Below are 17,057 nucleotides of genomic sequence, written 5' to 3'. Positions count from 1 at the left end.
GTTACGCAGGCGGAGCAAGGGACGCCAGGAGTTCGCGCATCCCTTCGGGGACTGTGTAGGTGGCAGCCACCACCGGATAGTGCAGCTCGGGGAGAGCGTCTGGTCGCGGATGGCTCTCAAACGCCGTCGTCGCCGCGGTTTGAAGTGTCACCACGTAGCCAATCGGGTTGGGCTCGACCGACCATCGTGGGGCGGGCCGATCCGGCTCGTCGAGAGGGTCGAACCCGAAGCGCTCAACGCGTTGTGCACGCGACTGCCGAGCGGCCGCGCGGTTGAGAGACTCCCAGGTGGTGTCTCTGGCGGAGAAGATGCTGTAACCGGCTGCCACCGCGCCCGCGGCGGCCAGCGCAAGCCAGGCCGGACCTAGCAGGGCCGCGACAACGAGCCCCACCAGGGTGGTTACCACCGCGGTATCACGCAAATATCGCAGCACTGTATGGCGGCGTGGGCGGGGTATCCAGATGCCCGTGTCGTGCGCGGCGCGTTCCTCGGCGGTGATGGTGTCGTCGAGGAGTTCCTGCCAACGCTGATGCCAGCGTTCGTCGACGTCGGCGATCCAGGTGGTGATCGTGAAAGCGCGTGTGACCCAGTCGGTGAAGAACTGGCCGTCGCTGGTCTGCCGCCAGATCGCGAACGCCTGCCGGTCGTGTTTGAGCGAGTCGTGGGCGTAGTCCTGGGCGAGTTGGCGTTGCTGGTGCCAATGCGCGAGCTGCGCATCGAGATACTGCGCCGCGGGCGCATCGTTGATAGCGGTGGCCTCGCGGAGTTGGCTGGACAGGTCATCGATGTGGCGGCCGTACTGCTCGTAGTCGACGTCGAGACGTTGCTGCTCGCGGCGATAGAGCCAGATCTCCTCGGCCATGGTCACGTAGTCGTAGTCCGGGGTGAGCTCTGCTGCCGAGGAGTCGGTTGCCGATGCCTCTGGTGCGTCGGAATCGGCCTTCGCATAGTGCGTGGTGACTTGGGTGACCGCGCGCAGCGCGTTGGGCAGGTCGGTGTCGGTCCGCAGCAGTGTTGCGGTCGCGTTGGCCGGCGCGGGGTATTGGGCGGTGTCGGGAGACAGTTCGCTGTGTTCGTAGTCGCCTAGGGGCATCACGGTGGTGACGATGTCGTCGAGAGTGGCGGCGAGGTCGCCACAGCGGGGGCACTCGGCGGGAAATCGTTGATCGCGCAGGATCGCCCAGTGCTGATCGCACAGAAGGTAGTCGATGGTGGTGCCGGCACAGCAGTCCCGCACGGTGATGCCGTAGCTCACGGTGCGAGGTTGGGCGATGGAATACAGAACACACCAGTCGCAGGTCAGTTCGGTGTCCTCGCTCATCGCGGGTGCCTCTCGTGTGTGGTCATGGTCGTTGTCGTCGGCGGTCATTGCTGGACAGAGAGTCTAGTGATGCGCCAGGCACCGGTGGTGTCTTTGCTGACGGTGGTGTACACCGCGAACGGGCTCGGCGGGCGCCCGGCCGGACGGCCTGCGGGATCTGTCACCTGGTGGGTGATGGTGGCGATGCGCGACACCGCGGTCGGTGTGTCGGGATTGTCGTTGCTGGCGGGAATCGACACGGTTGCTTTCACACTGGCACGCGCCTGTGCCCACTGGCGCCATTGGGCTCCGGTGATCGGGGCCAGGGACGCGAATCCGGCGTCGATACCGGCGGGCCCGAGCAGTGGTTCGGCGCGACGAGCGGCAGCGAGTTGTGTGGCGTCCTCCCCGGGCCGGTAGGTGAACAGCGCTTCGAGTCCGGCCTGCATGACCGCGATTGGGTCGGCGGGGTCGACGTCGGTGAACGGTTCGGCGAATCGCGGTGGAGCTGAGTCGGTGCCGCTGGCGTCAGTGCGTGGGTCCTGTCCGGGGGCGATGGTGACCGGAGAGGTCGCAGACGGTGGCCTGACTGGGGATGGCGGGTCGTCGGTGAAGGCGCCAGCAAGGACTAGTACAGCGGCGATCAACGCGACGGCACCGACGATGGTGGCTGCGATGGCCAGTGGTCGTTTCATGTGGAAGGCCCCCAAGGCTTTCGATTGTGTTGTGCGGGTCAGTGGTAGCGGCGGAAGGTGATCGGTTTGGAGAAACCGTTGTGGATGTTGTCGATACGGACCTTGGTGCCTGACTGAGGAGCGTTGACCATTTTCCCTCCACCCATGTAGATCCCGACGTGTGTGGCGCTGCCTTGTCCTCCGAAGAAGACCAGATCGCCAGGCTCGGCGTGTGCCTCGTCTGGTACCGGGATGCCTCCGGTCGACTGCGGCTGGGAGGTGCGGGCGATGGTCTTGCCGGTCGCTTTGTGCACTGCGTAGCGGGTCAGCGCCGAGCAGTCCCAGCCGGGAATCGCGTAGTCCTGGTGCGCATCGCCGGCGCCACCGCCGTCACTGATTCCCTTGGTGGGTCCATTGAGGTCGCCGCCACCCCAGGAGTAGCGGATACCCATCTGGGAGGCCGCAGCAGCGACAATGTTGGGTCCGGCCGGTCCTCCGGGTCGGAATCCCTCGATGTCGGCGCCGCCGGGTACGGGTGCTTGTGGGAGGCACGCCGCACCGCCGGAAGCTGCGTCGCCGTTGCCAGGAGCCGCGGCGCCACTGGGGTTGGTGCCGGTGGTGGCCCAGGCGGCGGGGTTGATAGCGTGGCCGCCGTCGAAGTCGCGGTGCCCGCTATCCCAGACTTCGAAATGCAGGTGTGCACCGGTGGATTGGCCGTTGTTTCCGACTTTGCCGATGAGCTGCCCGGCGGTGACTTTCTGTCCCTTTTTGACCAGGACGCCATCGGGATACATGTGGCCGTAGACGGTAGCGAACAGTTTGCCGTCGATCTGATGGTTGAGAACGATCCACTGCCCGAACCCGCTGGCGGGCCCCGCGTCGACCACTGTGCCGTCGGCGACGGAGTAGAACGGCGTGTTGACCGGAGCGGCCAGGTCGATCCCCTGGTGCTGTTCGCCGCCGCGCGGACCGAACGGTGAGGACACCTGGTAGGTGCCGTCCTTCATCGGCTTGACCTGTGTGCCCGGCGATGCGCTCTGTTCCGGAACCGCCGCAGCTGCATCGCTACCGACGGTCTCGACATAGTCGGTGACCTGCGAGTTGTCGGACAGCGAGGCGACGATCTTGGTCGCCGATCCCATGAACTCCTGATAGGCAGCAGCACCGGTGGCGTTGCGCTGCACCGTGGTAGCCGCTTGGGCGGGGTCCATGCTCTGCCAGCCCGGTATCTTGATCAGGGCGTTGAGGAACCTGTCGGTGGCGATCGCAGGGTTCATCAGCTCTTGAGCTGTGCCCCAGCCGTACTGGGGCTGTTGCTGCAAATAGCCGACCGAGCCCCCGTCGAAACCCACGCCATCGTTGGGCAGCGACATTGATTCTGGCACTGCCGGATTCGATAGGTTCCGCAGACCTGATTCATCTTGCCCGACCGCGATGACGATGATCGCTGCTTTGGCCGGCAGTTTTCGGGCTGCGACCCTGCCGACCGCGGTCGCGGCGATCCGCGTCTGTTGCGGGTTGAGGCCGGCGATTTGTGCCCCACCCGGAGCCAGCTCGAGTGTCGGGATCGGCCCGCAGGCGCCGCCACTGCCGCCGACCATCATCACCAGCATCAATGGTGGTAGCAGGAATACGACCGGCACGACGGCGAGCAGCCACAACCACCACCGACGCTTCCCCGGAGCGTCGGTGGTGGGTGGTCGTGTTGGCGTAGGCGGTGCAGGCGCGGTGGTGACTGTCACGGCAGCCCTCGCTCAGCGAACGCTGGTGGGTTGTGGCCCGTCAACCTGGCCACCGGCCCGACGGGCGGCATCGCGCGCCGGCGGCGCCGGCCGAGGTGACGGCGGAGTCGGTGCAGGTGGCGCCGGGGTCCGCCGTGGGGATGGAGAACCCGCTGCGCGGGGCGTGGGCACCCAGACTTGCGTGCCATCAGCCGATGTTCGCGGACGGAAACTACGGTTGTCCTCGGCTAGCGAGCGAACGCGGTCGGTGGCCGAACGAGCATCGGAGGGCCGGGTAGCCGCAGAGACTGCGCCGCGGGCGGAGGCGATCGGCGGAGCGCTCGTACCGGTAGGGGTGAGCGGGCGGTTCTGGATGTCGCGGACCTTGGTGACGGTCTCATACAGCGCCTGTGAGCGTCGGCGGGTGTCGTCGGGGCTCGACGTTGCACTACCCCCTCCTGTGCCCATGGGGACAGGAGCAGGACCCGACGACGCTGCAGGGGCGTCGGTGGCAGGAACATCGTCGGCGGTGCGCGCACCTGATGTGGACTCGCCCAACTTGGCGGCCACGGCCGCCGCGGTTTGAGTGGCGGCGTACTCGGCGCCGATCTTGGCTGCCGTCGCCGCGACAGCGGAGGCTCCGCCGGTGCCGACAGCGGCCACGGCCTGCCCGCTGCCGGAGACCACCTTGCCGACAGTGCCCCCGACCTTTCTGGCGGTGTTGTAGCCGTGCTTGACGGCCTGTGCGCGGGCCAGCATCTCGTGCGCCGACGGTGCGGTCTTCTGTTTCACGGCCACCGGCGATGCGCCCGGTCGCCGCGACATGATCTCGGTGAGTCGGTCGGACCACTTGTTCAATCCGAGCATGCCTTTGCGGAACATCACGAGGGCGATGAGGATCAGGACGTCGGCGATGAGCACGGTGGCCATCAGCTGGACGTCGTCTTTGTCGAACACCGAGGTGATGATGATGCAGTAGGCGCAGGTGAAGATGACCGCGAAACACACCTGGAGCAACGCCATAGCGACGTCGGCCAGCGATCGCATCAGTTGGGTACGGAACATCGGTGCGATGCCGAGCAGGCCGCCTGGGATCAGCTTCACTCCGTTCCACAACGCCACCACGGTCGCCAGCACCACCCGTCCGGCGAGGTAGAGCGCGAACAGGAAGACCAGACCTGCCGCGGGGATCAAAAACATTGAGGCAATGGCCTGTTCGGGTCCGGGGTTCTCGGCGTAGTCCTTCATTTGTTCGCCCCCGGGGCATTTGCCGACCGCGTCGCGGACGCGGGCTTTGGCGTCGTCGCCGCCGGGCAGCACGCTGTCGACGGCACCGCCGACCAGGGGGATGTCTTCGACGCTGTCGCGGATCTCGCCGAGGGTCGAGCGCTCGGGGGGCTTTTTCAGGTAGGCCTCGTCGAAGGCTTTGACACACGCGGCGGCGCCGTCTTGTTTCGAGGTGTCCAGGACGCGACCGAAGTTGAGTAGTTGGGTGGGCTGGCGAATGAACGTGTCGGTCAGTTGTCCTGTGAGATCGTCGATTTGGGCGTCAGGGTTTCCGTTGGTGTTTCCGTCGTTGCCGATGCCGGTGGCCACCTCGAGCGAGTAGTCCTTGGCCTTGGAGATCAGTCCGTCGTCTCCGGCGAGGGTGGCGACCGGGTTGGCCAGGAACCCCAGCACGCCCGCGGCAATGATGAGCGACATCAGCAGCTCGTAGAGACCGGTGGCATAGCGTCCACGAAAGAGCCACAGCGCCACCGCAAAACCGGCCAGAGTGAGCATCAGCGGCCGCATGTGCAGTTGCCCGGTCAGCGAGGTGACCGCATCTGCGATGTCGGAGATGGGGCTGGTCACTATGTCGAGCCATTTGAACGACAGAGCCTGCTTGATGAACCAGATCGCGATCATCACCACGCCGCGGTAGGCGTTGTATTCCAGGTTGATGATCCACGCCCACACCGCCTTGATGGGGCTGGTGGCTCCACCTTCGTCGATCGAGAGGTAGTAGTCGGCGGAGTTGATGCCGTGGGAATCCTTGATGTTCATCCAGCCGAACAGATTGCGTAGAGTGCTGCTCGCAGCGCCGTCGGCCGCCTCGGCGGTCGGTGCGAGGACCAACATGATCGCACCGACCAGATGCCACACGGCGACCAGAATCAGTAGACGCCGCGCCCAGCGCCGCGACCACACCCATCGGGCCGCGCTGCGCACCGGGCGCGGCCATTCGAGGCGGATACCGGGAAGCTGCGGGTGCATCAGAGCACCTCGGGGGTCAGGGTCTTCGCGGTCGTCTGCGTCTTCTTCTGCGGGGTGGTGGTCGAGCTGGCGGTTTGGCGGTCGGTACGGAACGAGCGCAGGACTTTGATGCGGCCCACGGCGCCAGAGGCATCGCGCATGTAGCCTTCGCCGCGGCGTTCTGGCTTGACGTAGGGCTTGTCGGTGGCGTGCCGTGCTGGACGGGTGATCGGAGCGGTGTTGGTGGTGTATTCCTCTAGGACGTCTTCGGCGTCGGGGTCCAGCCCAACCCAGTCCAGGGCTTTGCGGGCGAGAGTTTTGTCAGTGTGACGCATTGCGACGCGGGTCTTGAGTAGGCCGCGCAGTTCCTGACTGCCGAATTCGCAGTCCTGATCGCCGAGGATCGCTGCGGCCTTTTCTTTGCGGCCGCGTTTGACGACTTCGGTGATGATCTCCAGACCGTCGGCGCCGGAAAGGATGTGAGCGACCTCGTCGGTGACCAGCGCCGACATCTGGGCGGGGTCGGCGTACATGATGCCTTGCGACAGTTTGGCGATGTGGGTGTAGATGACGTGGCCGTACTGCTTTTCGGGGGTCAGGTTGTCGAACAGGTGCTCTTTTTCCATCTGCTCGCGGGAGGGCAGTGAGACGTCCTGGGTGCGGAACACGATCGCGGGTGCGTCGATCGGCAGCGGCGGCAGGGTCTCGTCGAACAGGGCGCGGGCGTAGGTCTTGCGGGAATGGACCTCCAGGGCGCGGCCTACCTCGAGCGCGCCGTCGAGGGCGCATTCGCCCGAGAGCAGGTGTTTGACCATTCCGCCGGTGCCGAGGTAGGGGTGGCGGGCGCGGTAGCTCTCCGAAAGAACCTCGGACAGCAGGGTTGCGCGCGAGTCTTGCACCCGCAGTCGCAGCAGCGCGCGCAGGATGGTCTCGGTCTGTTCAGCACCTTTGGCCCCGCCGAAGATGAGCAACGGATCGAGGCTGTAGCCCGCGTCGACCATGTCGACGACGACCGCATGCGCCACTGAACTGGCCCAGCGGGCGTACTCCCCTGAGGCCGACTGGTCGATCACCAGGACCTGTCCGCCGCGATCGACGATCTGGCCGGCGACGAGCTTGATGAACTCAGACTTGCCGGCGCCGAGTTCACCGGTGACGCCGACCGAGTTCGACACGTCACGTTCGGTCAGCGCCGAGACGTCGTAGTGCACCGCACTGGGGACGTGAGTGGTGATGCACAGCGCCAGCAGCGGCCCGCTCGGATCGCCCAGGGAGGCCGCGACGACGGGAACGAACGCGCCGAATTTGCCGCTGGTGGTGATCTGGGTGAACTCGGCGAGCACCCGGGGCGCCGGCGCGCCGGGCACCATCGCCCACCACAGGTCCTCTTGGTATCCCAACGGCTGGGCGAGGCGGAACTGCTGGCTGGCGAACTCGGTGGCCAGCGCGGTTGCCGCGGCCTGGGCGGCCGCCGCGGTGGTGCCGGAGGTGGCGAAGATCGCTGTCCAGCCGACCTCGATCTCATTCTTGTCTGATTCGAGCAGGGTGGAGTACTCGGCGAGCGCTTCGGCAGCGACGTCGAGGACACTGCGGCCGGTGGAGAGTTCCCCTTCGCGCTGGTGGAACTGGTCATTGAGCTGTTTGAGCGCTTTGCGGTTGCGACGCAGCACATCTCCCCCGGCGCGGGTGACGATCCGCAGGGCGAAATCGACGTCGACCGGGATCTTGGCGTCCGGGCGCGCCGGGTCCTCGACGGTGATGGATTCGGCCAGGGTGAAGAACTCCGAACCGGGAAAGTGGGTGCCGCCGGCGGGAGTGTCGGTGATGACCGACAGCGTCTGATAGGACGGCGGGGGCGGGTCGACCTCCCACGGGGTGTCGATCTTGAGCACGGTGGTGAACCTCGATGGTTTGGACTTTCCGCCCGAGTCAGCTCGGTCACTCAGGGCGCCCTCATCGAGCCGAGCAGCCGTCAACGCGCCGGCTGTTTTCGATTCAGGAGTGTCGGCGGCCACCGGAACATCGGGATCGACGAACAGGCCGCGTCGCAGCATGTGATTCCACAACCACACCGCTTGCGCCGGGGTGGTCGGGATGGGGTTGAAGACCGCGGGAATGCTCGCCGCGATCCGGCGGGCCTGGTCGCGGCGAGCCAGCAGCTCCTCGGCCGGCACCCGGGAGTGCGGCAGCCCCAGGATTTCCGTGGCCGAATGCCAGATGGCGCGCCCGGCGGTCGCGGCCTTCTCTTTCACCGAGGTGCCCGTCAGTGGCACCGAGAGCCAGTACACGCGGGTGCCGGGTCGGAACTGGCCGATACTGCCCAGGGTGGCTTCGCATTCGGCCAGCCATGCCTCGTGTTCGTCGAGGTCGACCCCGTCGAGCATGCGTTGCACGATTAGTTCCGGGGTCTCATCGGCGGTGAGTCCCAGCAGGATCGCCTCGCCGGGTAGGGCGCGCGCCAGCATCGTGTGGGCGTTGCGGACCCCTTCCTTGTCAGCCAGGCGCCGGTAGCGATATGGCAGGCCTTCGAGGAGGTAGTCGGCCCATACCGTGCCGTCGCGGGTGAAGCGCAGGTTGCCGGTGAGGGCGTAGGTCGGTTGACGCTGCACCACAACGCCACTCCTTTCGGTCTGGTCTATCGAGTCGTCGTGTGGGGATGGGGTGTGGGCGGGGTGGGCCAGATGTAGGCCGCGGCCGGCACCACATGTGGGCGGCCGCGCTTTCGGCGGATCGCCGCGGTCGGCGACAGTGACGCGCGGTCGGCAGTCGTTCGGGTCTCCGCCTCCGCGCTGAGGGCGCGCGCGGCCCCTGCTGCCACCGACAAGGGGCTCCGCCCACCCGGGCGGATGCGGCCGAGGAGTACCACCGTGCCGACGACCACGGTGACCACCAGCACGATCGACCACTGCAAGCCCAGCTGGCTCCACCACACGCCGCGGGTCAGATACAGCCCGACCAGGGCTCCTGCACCGCCGACGAACTGGGTCAGCGTGTAGGGGCCACCGGCGATGCGTTTGCCGTCCGGGGTCTTACCGATCAGCTGCGGGAACTTGCGCGCCGCGGTGAAGTTGCGGATGACCTCAGCGGGTTGCTGCTGCTGTGGGTTGGTCATACCTGCCACGCATCCGGGAAGGAGATCGCGTCGCTGTGGTGGTGGACGCAGGTCATAGCCGCGCTCCGTCGACGACGACGTCGGTGACCGTGCGATGTGCCGTCGGCGCGACTCCTGGCTGAACCAGCGGCGTACTGCGCGCCAAGACCACCACCGGGTGCTCCCCGCTGGTGTCGAGCCGCACGGTCGTCGCTGCCAGCTCGGGTGCAGGTGCCAGTTGGCCTGAGGAGTTTTCGACGGTCTCGCCGGTCTTCTCCGACAGGAAGTCCATGTTGTTGAGTCCCCAGAGGATCGCGCCGCCGCCGACAACCGCGACGATTCCCGCGACCAGGCCGCCCCGGACGAATTCCTTGAGGACCATGTAGACGGCGAAGCCGCCGCCGACGGTCAGCAACGCTTTGATGACGTCGCCGGCGAGGTTGTTGAAGGTGTCGATGAGCCCGTCGGCCAGAACGATCTGGGTGGCTGTCTCGGTGATCATGAGGAGTCCTTTCGCATGTGGAGTGGTCGGTGATGGGTTGATGGGACAAGGGGTTATCGAGGTCCCAGATCGATGCCGCCGGGGCCGAGTAGTGATCCACCACCGCCGCCGGATGACGGTGTTGAGGTGGGGGCAGAGGTGGAGCCGCGCGGGCTGCTCGGCTCGCTGGTCACTGTGGGCAGGACGTCGTCAGAGCCCGCCTCGTCATCACCGCCACCGCGGCCGGAGTCAGAGGTTGGTTCGCTGCTGGCGGGAGCAGAAGTCTCCGCGCGGGTCGGAGTGTCGGTGTTCTCGTCCTCCTCGCCGGCCAGCGAGGACGCGACGTCTGATCCGTTGACGCCGGCCGCCGGGGCGGGATCGAGTGCGCTGACTTCCCAGCGGCCCGCGCGTGCAGCCATCGTCAGGGCATAGGCCCCAGTGAGTGCATCTGTGGAGCTGGCGGTCCCGGGTGGTTGTTGGGAGATGGTGAGCAGCAGTCGTGCTCGTTGGCCATCAGCCGGGGTCTCAGCAGAGTCCCCGAGGGACTTCTGCGTGCGGGCTCCGATGACGGAGATGGAGGCGTACGGGGCCGGGGTGATCGCACCGAGGTTGGTTCCAGGGCTGGTGAAGCGGGTGACGTCGCCGTCACCGGTGAGCATGGCTGAGAGGAATCCTTGTGCGGCGGTGACGATCGCGGCGTTAGAGCTGAGCTGGTTGGAGTAGTCGAGGTTGACTGTCAGGCCGGTGGAGGGTGCCGGTACAGCGGCGGGCATCGCCATCGCGCGCACCCCTTTGTCTGACACCACCACTGGCACCTGGAAGTAGCGGCGGGTTGCGGTGTCAGCGCCGGCGGGGGTGACTTCGGCGGACACGGTCACCGCGTAGGTGTCGGCGCCGTCGACCCCAGACACTTCACGCACTCCGGCGATGTGGGTGTCGGCGGACTCGTAGAGCGCTTGCGCCGGCAGCGCGCCGGTCCCGGCATCCACGTCGACAAAGCGTTGCAGCGATCCCTCGTCACCGCGGTGGGTGGTCAGCCAGGCCGAGACGAACTGCTGGGCGAGGTCACTGGCTGCGAACTGGGCGGTGTTATCGACCGCTGACACAGCAGGCGGCGCCACTACTTCTGGGGCCGCTGATGATCCGCCGCTGAGGTACAACGCGATAGGTCCTGACACCAGCGCCGCGATCACCGCCGCCCGCGCGGCGTGGGTCATCAGCCGTTGTGTGCTGGTGCCGTTAGCGCGAGCAATGAACTCCTCGTCCTCAGGACTGTGATCCGCCGAACTGGCGGCCTGGGCATCGGAGCCTTCGTGACGGCGCAGTATCCGGGGGACACTGAGCTGGCCGCGTAGCCGCGCTAACCGCTCCCCCCGCGACAGTGCGGTGTCGTCGTCGTGGAGGTCGCTATCGACCGGGTCCTGATCGAGCGCAGGGGCGGGGAATTCAAAGACTCCACGCAGGTCACCCTCGGGGCGTTGCTCCGTCGATGTCACCAGCTTGACCCTTTCGTCTCACACGATCCGTCCAATCGCGTCGCGTCGTGCACTTATTTGTGGAGTCTAATCACGTTGGTTACTCGTCGCGAAGGGTTTGGGTGGCGTGTTGCGTGCAGGTGAGCGCCCGTCACGTCTGGCACCGGCAGGATCGAGGGCGCATCACGCGGCATTCCACAGGACCTTCTGCTGCGGGGATGTCGCAGCGGCGGCGCCCAGTATGCAGAGACACGGCGACAAGCGAGCGCGCCCTGGGGGCAGGCCCTACCCAGCAACACCTGGCGTGTGATGCCGACACTAGGACAGATCGCTACGCCCGTGAGTAGGCTTGCCTCAACAATTTTCGAGGTCTGACGCGGCTTGCGGGGCACTCCCCCTTCGGGGGCAGAGCGGCGGCTACGGGTCGCTCGCGACCCTACGCCGCCGCTCTGACGTCTGGGAAACATCTCGCAGCGCGTCGGCGTGTCGGAGACGGTCAGCCCGGGCCATGTCGCACACCCGACCCGCAAGCGAAGGCAGGAACCAGGGCGCCCATCTCCAGCCGCCAAGGGAGACGCAAACACGCCGAGTGTGCAGTTATTTGTGTGTTGTGTTTGCCTGATGTGGTTAGCTTGATTGCAATGTCGGAGTATTCGAATGATGGGTTGTAGCGATGGGAAGTTCGGGGTCCTCTGATCCGGCTGCTCGGTTCGTGCAGCAGGTGGTCGATGACATCGGTGGCGCATTGACGCACCGCGCCCAGCGGCCTCGTCAGAGCGGCACTGATGGTGCCGGAGTTCGTCTGCCATCGTTTGTGCCGGTCAGTCCGGCGATAGCTGCCGTCACCGTGTTGGCCGTCGAAGCTGATCCGCTCGGTGACTGGCTCCTGAACACCGCGGGTGATCTACCTGTGACGGCCCAGGTGGTGTCGGTGCTCGACCAGCTGTCGGGATGGCAGGCAGCCGCGGTCACTGCCACCGTGGGGGCGGTCGCAGTAGATGGGCTGCGCTGGTATGCGTTTCGGCATCGTCGCGCGATCACCAACATGGTTGCTTCGACCACCCATCTGACTGCTAAACGGGTACGGGTTCGACATCCAGCGGGTATCACCGCGCCGCGACGAGTGATCGTGTCGTTCACCGACGGGTCGGTCATCAGCGATCGGCGGTACAGCGAACTTGTCGATGCGCTGACCAAGTACGCCAACCGGTACCGCGGCGACTCGCTGGCCCGCCGGTTGCTGCGGGCGCGGGTGTGGGAGATGCAGGTCGAGTGGCAGGCCGGTAGCGCCCGATTGGTGATCACCCGTGACGACCCGCAATCGCAGACCGCAGGGATGAGCCCGATCGTGCAGCGGCTGACCGAAATTCTCGACGAGAAGTTCCCGCTTCCCGAGGCCCGGATCACCCATATCGACCGCGACGAGAGCGGGACCGAGATCGGGTTCACGATCTCCTACAAGACCACCCTGTCAGCGGCCTTCCCGGGATTGCAGCAGAAGCTGCGAGAGTCGCTGGTCGCCAGTCTGCCCCGGCACGTCACCGAGGACGGGGCGTGGAACTGGTTCGTGGCGGTCATCCCCGAGGAGAACCAGCTCACCATCCGGCTGGCCAAGCCTCTGCCCAGCGGCGTGCGGCACCTGCCGCTGAGTATCAGCGACTACCGGGGGATGAACGACAAGCAGCTCTACGACATCCCGTATGCCACCGCGGCTGACGGGGTGCTGGCGACCTGGAACATCCACAAGTCCTCGTCTCGCGGTCACGTGCTCGCGGCAGGCCGAACCGGTGGCGGTAAGACCTCGCTGATCCGGACCCTGATCACCGAAGCGATCGCGCGTGGAGTGCCGGTGGCCGGCGCGGTGGATGTGAAGATGCTCGAACTCGACGGATTCGATCAGTACCCGGGTGTGGCGTCGGTGATCTATCACGTCCGCCAGATCGTCGAGTTCATCAACGCCGTGCACGCGGAGATGGTGGCACGCCGGGAGTTTCTGCACCGTCTGCGTATCCCTGACGAGAACCTGCCGCCGTTCATCGTCGTGCTCGATGAGTTCTTCGTGATGAGTGCGTTCCTGCGGCGCGCGGCGGCCTACAAGGGCGACAAGGACGACCCTGACGACGAGCAGGCCGTGTTGGCGCGGTTCGTCAAGAACTCCAACCCGCTGGGCAAGATCGGTGAGATTCTCGCGCTCATCCGAAGCTTGCAGGGCCGCATCATCCTGGGAGTGCAACGCCCTGACGCCACCAACTTCGGTGAAGACGCGACCTCGGTGCGCGACAACTTCGGCACCCGCATCTCGCTGTCGAGCCTGTCGCAGCAGGGCGCGGAGATGATGTGGGGTGATGCCCACGTGGGACGCGACGTCGACGCCAGTGTGCCCGGGCGCGCCACCGTCGCCGACGCCGAAGGCCGACCGATGCACGCACAGGTGCACTGGACGCCCAACCCCGACATGCACCCCAACCGGTGGAACCGCCTGGACTCCGAGGACCAGGAGATCGTGACCGCGCTGCGCGAGGCCGCCATCGCAGGGGCCCAGTTGCAGAACTTCGTGCCCGAAGTGCGTGAGCACCTACAGAAGGTCGGCGGGTTGATCCGCACTCCCGGCGATGGGCCGATCATGGCGTGCTTCTCCTCAGAGATGCGCACCTTCCTCACCGAGCAGCGCGAGTCAACCCCCGAACCGCCGGCACCGATCGCCGGCCTCGACCCGACCACCGCCGGAGACGACGGCGTCTACGCCGCCGACCTGACCGAGGGCATGCGGGTGCACGTCGACGACGACGGAACCGTAGCCACAGTCGTCGCGGTTACCCGGGTCGGCAAGAAGCTCGTGCGCGCGAAGCTGCGCGACGACGCCAATCCGCGCGTCACCCTCAACGCCGAGTTCGCGCCCGACGAAGTCGTCCTCACCGCCGAGCCGGGCGAGGCCGACGCCATCGATCTCGACAAAACCAGTTCTGTCGCTTAACCCACCACCGAAGAGAGGACACCTCTGTCATGGGCATCCTGCGTTCCATCCTCACCCCCGCTCCCGACGAAGTGGCTGCCGTGCGCACCGCGCTCGACGCCAAAGCCACCAGCGAGCCCGTCGTGCGGGAACAGCGCGCCACACTGTCCAAGCCGGTCCCGACCTGGGCCGCGCGTATCGACGACAAAACGGAGATCTCACACGCCAGCCTCAACGAACTCGAGGCCGCGATCACCGAACGGTTGCAGCTGCTGGAGACCTACCCTGCCGGACCGCGGCGAGACAAGGCCATCGAGCGGCATCGCCAAGCCGCCGCCCAGATCGACGCATGGCGCCAAGAGCTACCCGCCGACGTCGGCACCGAGACCCCAAGGGACACCAGCGAGCACGGCGTCAATCACCACGAGCACGCCCTGTCGGCCATCTGATCGGCCCCGCCCGACTGACCCCTCGACCTTGATCTGAGGTTTCTCCGATGAGTGCATCCACTGTCGACAACGCAGTGGTGGTCACAATCACCTCGGCCACCACCGCCACCACCACTGACGGCATCGAGTTCAGCGCTATCAGCGGCGCCGAGCTCCAGGAACAGATCCTCGACTACGCCCACCACCTCGCGGCGAGCGACGATCAGCCGGTCCTGCTCGAGCTACGCAATCCTGCAACCGGGCGCGGCGATGTCATCGAGATGACGCCCGACGGCACATGGCACCCCGCCCACGCCGCCGCCCCAGAACCCGAGCATCCCGAGGCCGCTCCGGTGGAGCCCAGCGCTCCCCCGCCGGTCGAGATGCACGAGCACCCAATCGCTGACGATGGCGGGCACACCGGCGGCCAGATCGTCGCACCTGCCGCTGCGCCGGACGTGCCCCCTGTTGTCGATGAGCAGCTGGCCCAGCCTGCCGCTGATGAGGCCGCGAGCCAGCCCGGCCCCGTTGAGGCAGCAGCAGTCGAGCAGGACAGCCCCTGGCGCGGGGTCACCCCCGGTCACGTCAGCCCGAACGCGCGACCCCGCTCGACACCGACCGCCGAACGTCGCAGTCGAGGCCCCCACGTGCCACCACCAGCTGGTGGTCGTCTGCGTACCGTCTGGCGGCGCCACCGCACGCCGCTGCTGGTGATTGGTCTGATCACCCTGGTCGCCCTGGTCGGTATCGGGGTCGGCGGCGGCGACACCACACCTCTCGACCCGGCCACCGCACTAGCTCCACCCGTCGCCACCGCCGACCCGACCTCTGATGAAGTCGAATGTCCCTCCCGCACAACCGGCGCGCTCACCACCGGCCGTGACCCGGGGAACCAGACGAGTGGGCCGAACGCGATCAAAGCGTTCAACTACGGCTACTACAAGTGGCGCAGCGGAAACGCTGCTCGCGCGGTGGTGTCGTCGAACGCCAAGGTCGGCACCGCCATCACGTTGCAGAGCTACATCGACGTGCTCGACCCCAATATGCGCTACTGCCTTGCCATCACCGAAAAGCGCACTGGCCCCCGCAACACCACCGTGTACGAGGTCGTACACACGATCATCCCGGCGGCCGGCGGTGAGCGTCAGACGTTCCGCCAGGACGTCACCACCACTGTGATCGGCGGCAAGCACTGGGTCTCCGAGATCGACGACAAGTAGAAGTTCCCCGACTTCGGCCCTCAACCGATTCTCCTCACTCCCACAACACCATTCATCACCACCGAAAGGCGCTTCTGACATGTACATCACCTCGCCGGTTCCCACCGGACGTCCGGGCGGCGACGCATTGACACCTCCTCGGGCCGTGCGACGAGGGCGGGCTGCTGTCTCCCCGCCGTCGCCGGCACTCATGCGTAAGGTCATCGCGGCGGTCCTTGTCGGCGGCACGATGACCGGAGCGGTACTCACCACGTCCCCTGCGTGGGCCATCAAGCAGGGCGGAGCCGACCCCGACAGCTCGACCAGCCAAGGTCCGAGCCAAGGTGGCGCTGATCCAGGCCAGCCCGATCCAGGCAGCGACAGCACCCCTCCGCCACAGGCGCCGCCGACCTACAACCCGGGGCCGGGTGTGATCCCTGCACCGCCGCAGGAAGCGCCGTATCAGCCCTACGTCGAGCCGCAGGTCTACAACGAGCCGACCTATGACCAGGCCTACAACCCCGCTCCGCCGCGGGCCTACACCCTGCCGCGCCCGGTCGCCCCGGTCCGCCCGATCGCCCCACCGCCGAAGACGCTGCGTGTCGGCAACTTCGTCATCGAGGAAGACCAGCTCAAGCGTGACGCGCCGTGGCTGACCGACGGTCAGCGCAACTCGATCAACGCCTGGTCGGCCTACGGCGAAGCCAAGATCGCCCAGGGCCTCATCAGCGTGGGTGTGCCCGAAGACGAAGCCTCCCGCCAGGCCGCGTCCACCATCATCGGTGTCGCGCTCGGCGGCACCGCCGGTGCGGCGGCCGCGGGTATCCCGGCCGCGGTCGTCGGCGGCATCGGTGGTGCGCTCATCGGTGCCGGTGTGGGTGCCGCAGTCGGCTCGTTCCCCGCGCCCGGGCCCCAGACCCCGGGCGCGATCGCCGCGGGCGCCGGCATCGGTGCCGCAGCAGGTGCTGCGCTGCTCGGTGTTCCCGCAGCGATCGCCGGTGGTGTGGCCGGTGGTGTCGCCGGTGGCGCGATCGCTCACGCCCTCGGTGCCGGTGACCCCGGCGCCCGTCCGGACCGCCCCCGGCTCCCGGGCGAGCCCGAACCGGTGCGTCCGCAGCCGCCCAAGCCGCAGCAGCAGGTCGTGATCGACAACCCCGGCGCCAACCAGTACGAGGTGCACCTGCCCGCCGACCAGGCCGCCAAAGCCGGTCTGCCGGCCGTGCACTACCAGGTCAACATGCGCGGAGATGTCAACGCGCAGGTCAACGTCGGCGGCCGCAACCTCGAAGCCAACTGGAGCGGTGAGCAGGCCCGCGCACCGTACGCCGCGCTCGGTGCGGCGAAGGACCAGGCCGAAAAGACGGTCAACCAGTGGACCCGCCAGGCCAGCGACCAGCTCAAGCAAGTCGTGCCCGGCATCGACGTCGACTGGCCCCAGGAGAAGAAGCAGCCGGCCAACCCCGGCCCCAGACACGCCCGCCGGTAACGAGGGGTGCGGGC

The 17,057-nt window shown here is 66.9% G+C and carries 12 protein-coding genes; 4 read left to right on the top strand and 8 right to left on the bottom strand.

The window, feature by feature from the left end; translation table 11 throughout:
- Window position 1 precedes the first annotated feature (1 nt).
- Genes PWF70_RS23780 through PWF70_RS23745 form a run of 8 tightly spaced genes read right to left on the bottom strand, consistent with a single transcriptional unit; the run spans window position 2 to window position 10,608 of the window.
- Window positions 2–1,369, bottom strand: a complete 1,368-nt coding sequence (locus PWF70_RS23780; protein WP_075863226.1) for a hypothetical protein — start codon at window positions 1,367–1,369, stop codon at window positions 2–4.
- Complete coding sequence (locus tag PWF70_RS23775; RefSeq protein WP_259936718.1) at window positions 1,366–1,995, bottom strand: hypothetical protein; 630 nt, start codon at window positions 1,993–1,995, stop codon at window positions 1,366–1,368. The genes PWF70_RS23780 and PWF70_RS23775 overlap by 4 nt, the downstream gene beginning before the upstream one ends.
- Window positions 1,996–2,033: 38 nt before the next feature.
- On the bottom strand, window positions 2,034–3,716 hold the full coding sequence (locus PWF70_RS23770) for a peptidoglycan DD-metalloendopeptidase family protein (RefSeq protein ID WP_286352999.1): 1,683 nt from the start codon (window positions 3,714–3,716) through the stop codon (window positions 2,034–2,036).
- 12 nt (window positions 3,717–3,728) lie between these two features.
- Window positions 3,729–5,951 (bottom strand): hypothetical protein, encoded by a 2,223-nt coding sequence (locus tag PWF70_RS23765; protein ID WP_286352998.1) that lies wholly within the window; start codon window positions 5,949–5,951, stop codon window positions 3,729–3,731.
- Window positions 5,951–8,539, bottom strand: coding sequence for an ATP-binding protein (locus PWF70_RS23760; RefSeq protein ID WP_259936715.1), 2,589 nt, complete (start codon window positions 8,537–8,539; stop codon window positions 5,951–5,953). Before PWF70_RS23760 ends, PWF70_RS23765 begins: the two co-directional genes overlap by 1 nt.
- A gap of 26 nt (window positions 8,540–8,565) precedes the next feature.
- Entirely contained in the window at window positions 8,566–9,042 is a 477-nt protein-coding gene (locus PWF70_RS23755; protein ID WP_247452227.1) for a hypothetical protein, read from the bottom strand.
- A gap of 52 nt (window positions 9,043–9,094) precedes the next feature.
- Window positions 9,095–9,523: a hypothetical protein gene (locus tag PWF70_RS23750; protein WP_286353051.1), complete on the bottom strand. Its 429-nt coding sequence runs from the start codon at window positions 9,521–9,523 to the stop codon at window positions 9,095–9,097.
- 53 nt (window positions 9,524–9,576) lie between these two features.
- Window positions 9,577–10,608, bottom strand: coding sequence for a conjugal transfer protein (locus PWF70_RS23745; protein WP_286353050.1), 1,032 nt, complete (start codon window positions 10,606–10,608; stop codon window positions 9,577–9,579).
- A 1,081-nt stretch (window positions 10,609–11,689) separates the two neighbouring features.
- On the opposite strand from PWF70_RS23745, the gene PWF70_RS23740 reads away from it, so the two are divergent.
- From PWF70_RS23740 to PWF70_RS23725, 4 genes are all read left to right on the top strand, one after another.
- A complete protein-coding gene (locus tag PWF70_RS23740) occupies window positions 11,690–13,951 on the top strand; it encodes an FtsK/SpoIIIE domain-containing protein (RefSeq protein WP_286353049.1) in 2,262 nt (753 codons plus the stop codon).
- Between the two features lie 29 nt (window positions 13,952–13,980).
- Complete coding sequence (locus tag PWF70_RS23735; protein WP_286353048.1) at window positions 13,981–14,379, top strand: hypothetical protein; 399 nt, start codon at window positions 13,981–13,983, stop codon at window positions 14,377–14,379.
- A gap of 47 nt (window positions 14,380–14,426) precedes the next feature.
- Window positions 14,427–15,578: a DUF8176 domain-containing protein gene (locus tag PWF70_RS23730; protein WP_286353047.1), complete on the top strand. Its 1,152-nt coding sequence runs from the start codon at window positions 14,427–14,429 to the stop codon at window positions 15,576–15,578.
- 79 nt (window positions 15,579–15,657) lie between these two features.
- The gene (locus PWF70_RS23725; RefSeq protein WP_286353046.1) at window positions 15,658–17,043 is read left to right on the top strand and encodes a hypothetical protein; all 1,386 of its coding nucleotides are present in this window, start codon (window positions 15,658–15,660) and stop codon (window positions 17,041–17,043) included.
- The last annotated feature ends 14 nt before the right edge of the window (window positions 17,044–17,057 follow it).

This window comes from Gordonia sp. Swx-4, assembly GCF_030316175.1.
GTDB classification, from domain to species: Bacteria; Actinomycetota; Actinomycetes; order Mycobacteriales; family Mycobacteriaceae; genus Gordonia; species Gordonia alkanivorans.
Note: the sequence above shows the minus strand (reverse complement) of the source record. Positions and strands in the feature narration are given on the sequence as shown.

What these genes read in the sequence shown, in the direction of transcription:
- PWF70_RS23735 (WP_286353048.1), top strand. Translation starts at nt 13,981, where the DNA reads ATGGGCATCCTGCGTTCCATCCTCACCCCCGCTCCCGACGAAGTGGCT.
- PWF70_RS23775 (WP_259936718.1), bottom strand. Translation starts at nt 1,995, where the DNA reads ATGAAACGACCACTGGCCATCGCAGCCACCATCGTCGGTGCCGTCGCG.
- PWF70_RS23780 (WP_075863226.1), bottom strand. Translation starts at nt 1,369, where the DNA reads ATGACCGCCGACGACAACGACCATGACCACACACGAGAGGCACCCGCG.
- PWF70_RS23730 (WP_286353047.1), top strand. Translation starts at nt 14,427, where the DNA reads ATGAGTGCATCCACTGTCGACAACGCAGTGGTGGTCACAATCACCTCG.
- PWF70_RS23755 (WP_247452227.1), bottom strand. Translation starts at nt 9,042, where the DNA reads ATGACCAACCCACAGCAGCAGCAACCCGCTGAGGTCATCCGCAACTTC.
- PWF70_RS23750 (WP_286353051.1), bottom strand. Translation starts at nt 9,523, where the DNA reads ATGATCACCGAGACAGCCACCCAGATCGTTCTGGCCGACGGGCTCATC.
- PWF70_RS23725 (WP_286353046.1), top strand. Translation starts at nt 15,658, where the DNA reads ATGTACATCACCTCGCCGGTTCCCACCGGACGTCCGGGCGGCGACGCA.
- PWF70_RS23765 (WP_286352998.1), bottom strand. Translation starts at nt 5,951, where the DNA reads ATGCACCCGCAGCTTCCCGGTATCCGCCTCGAATGGCCGCGCCCGGTG.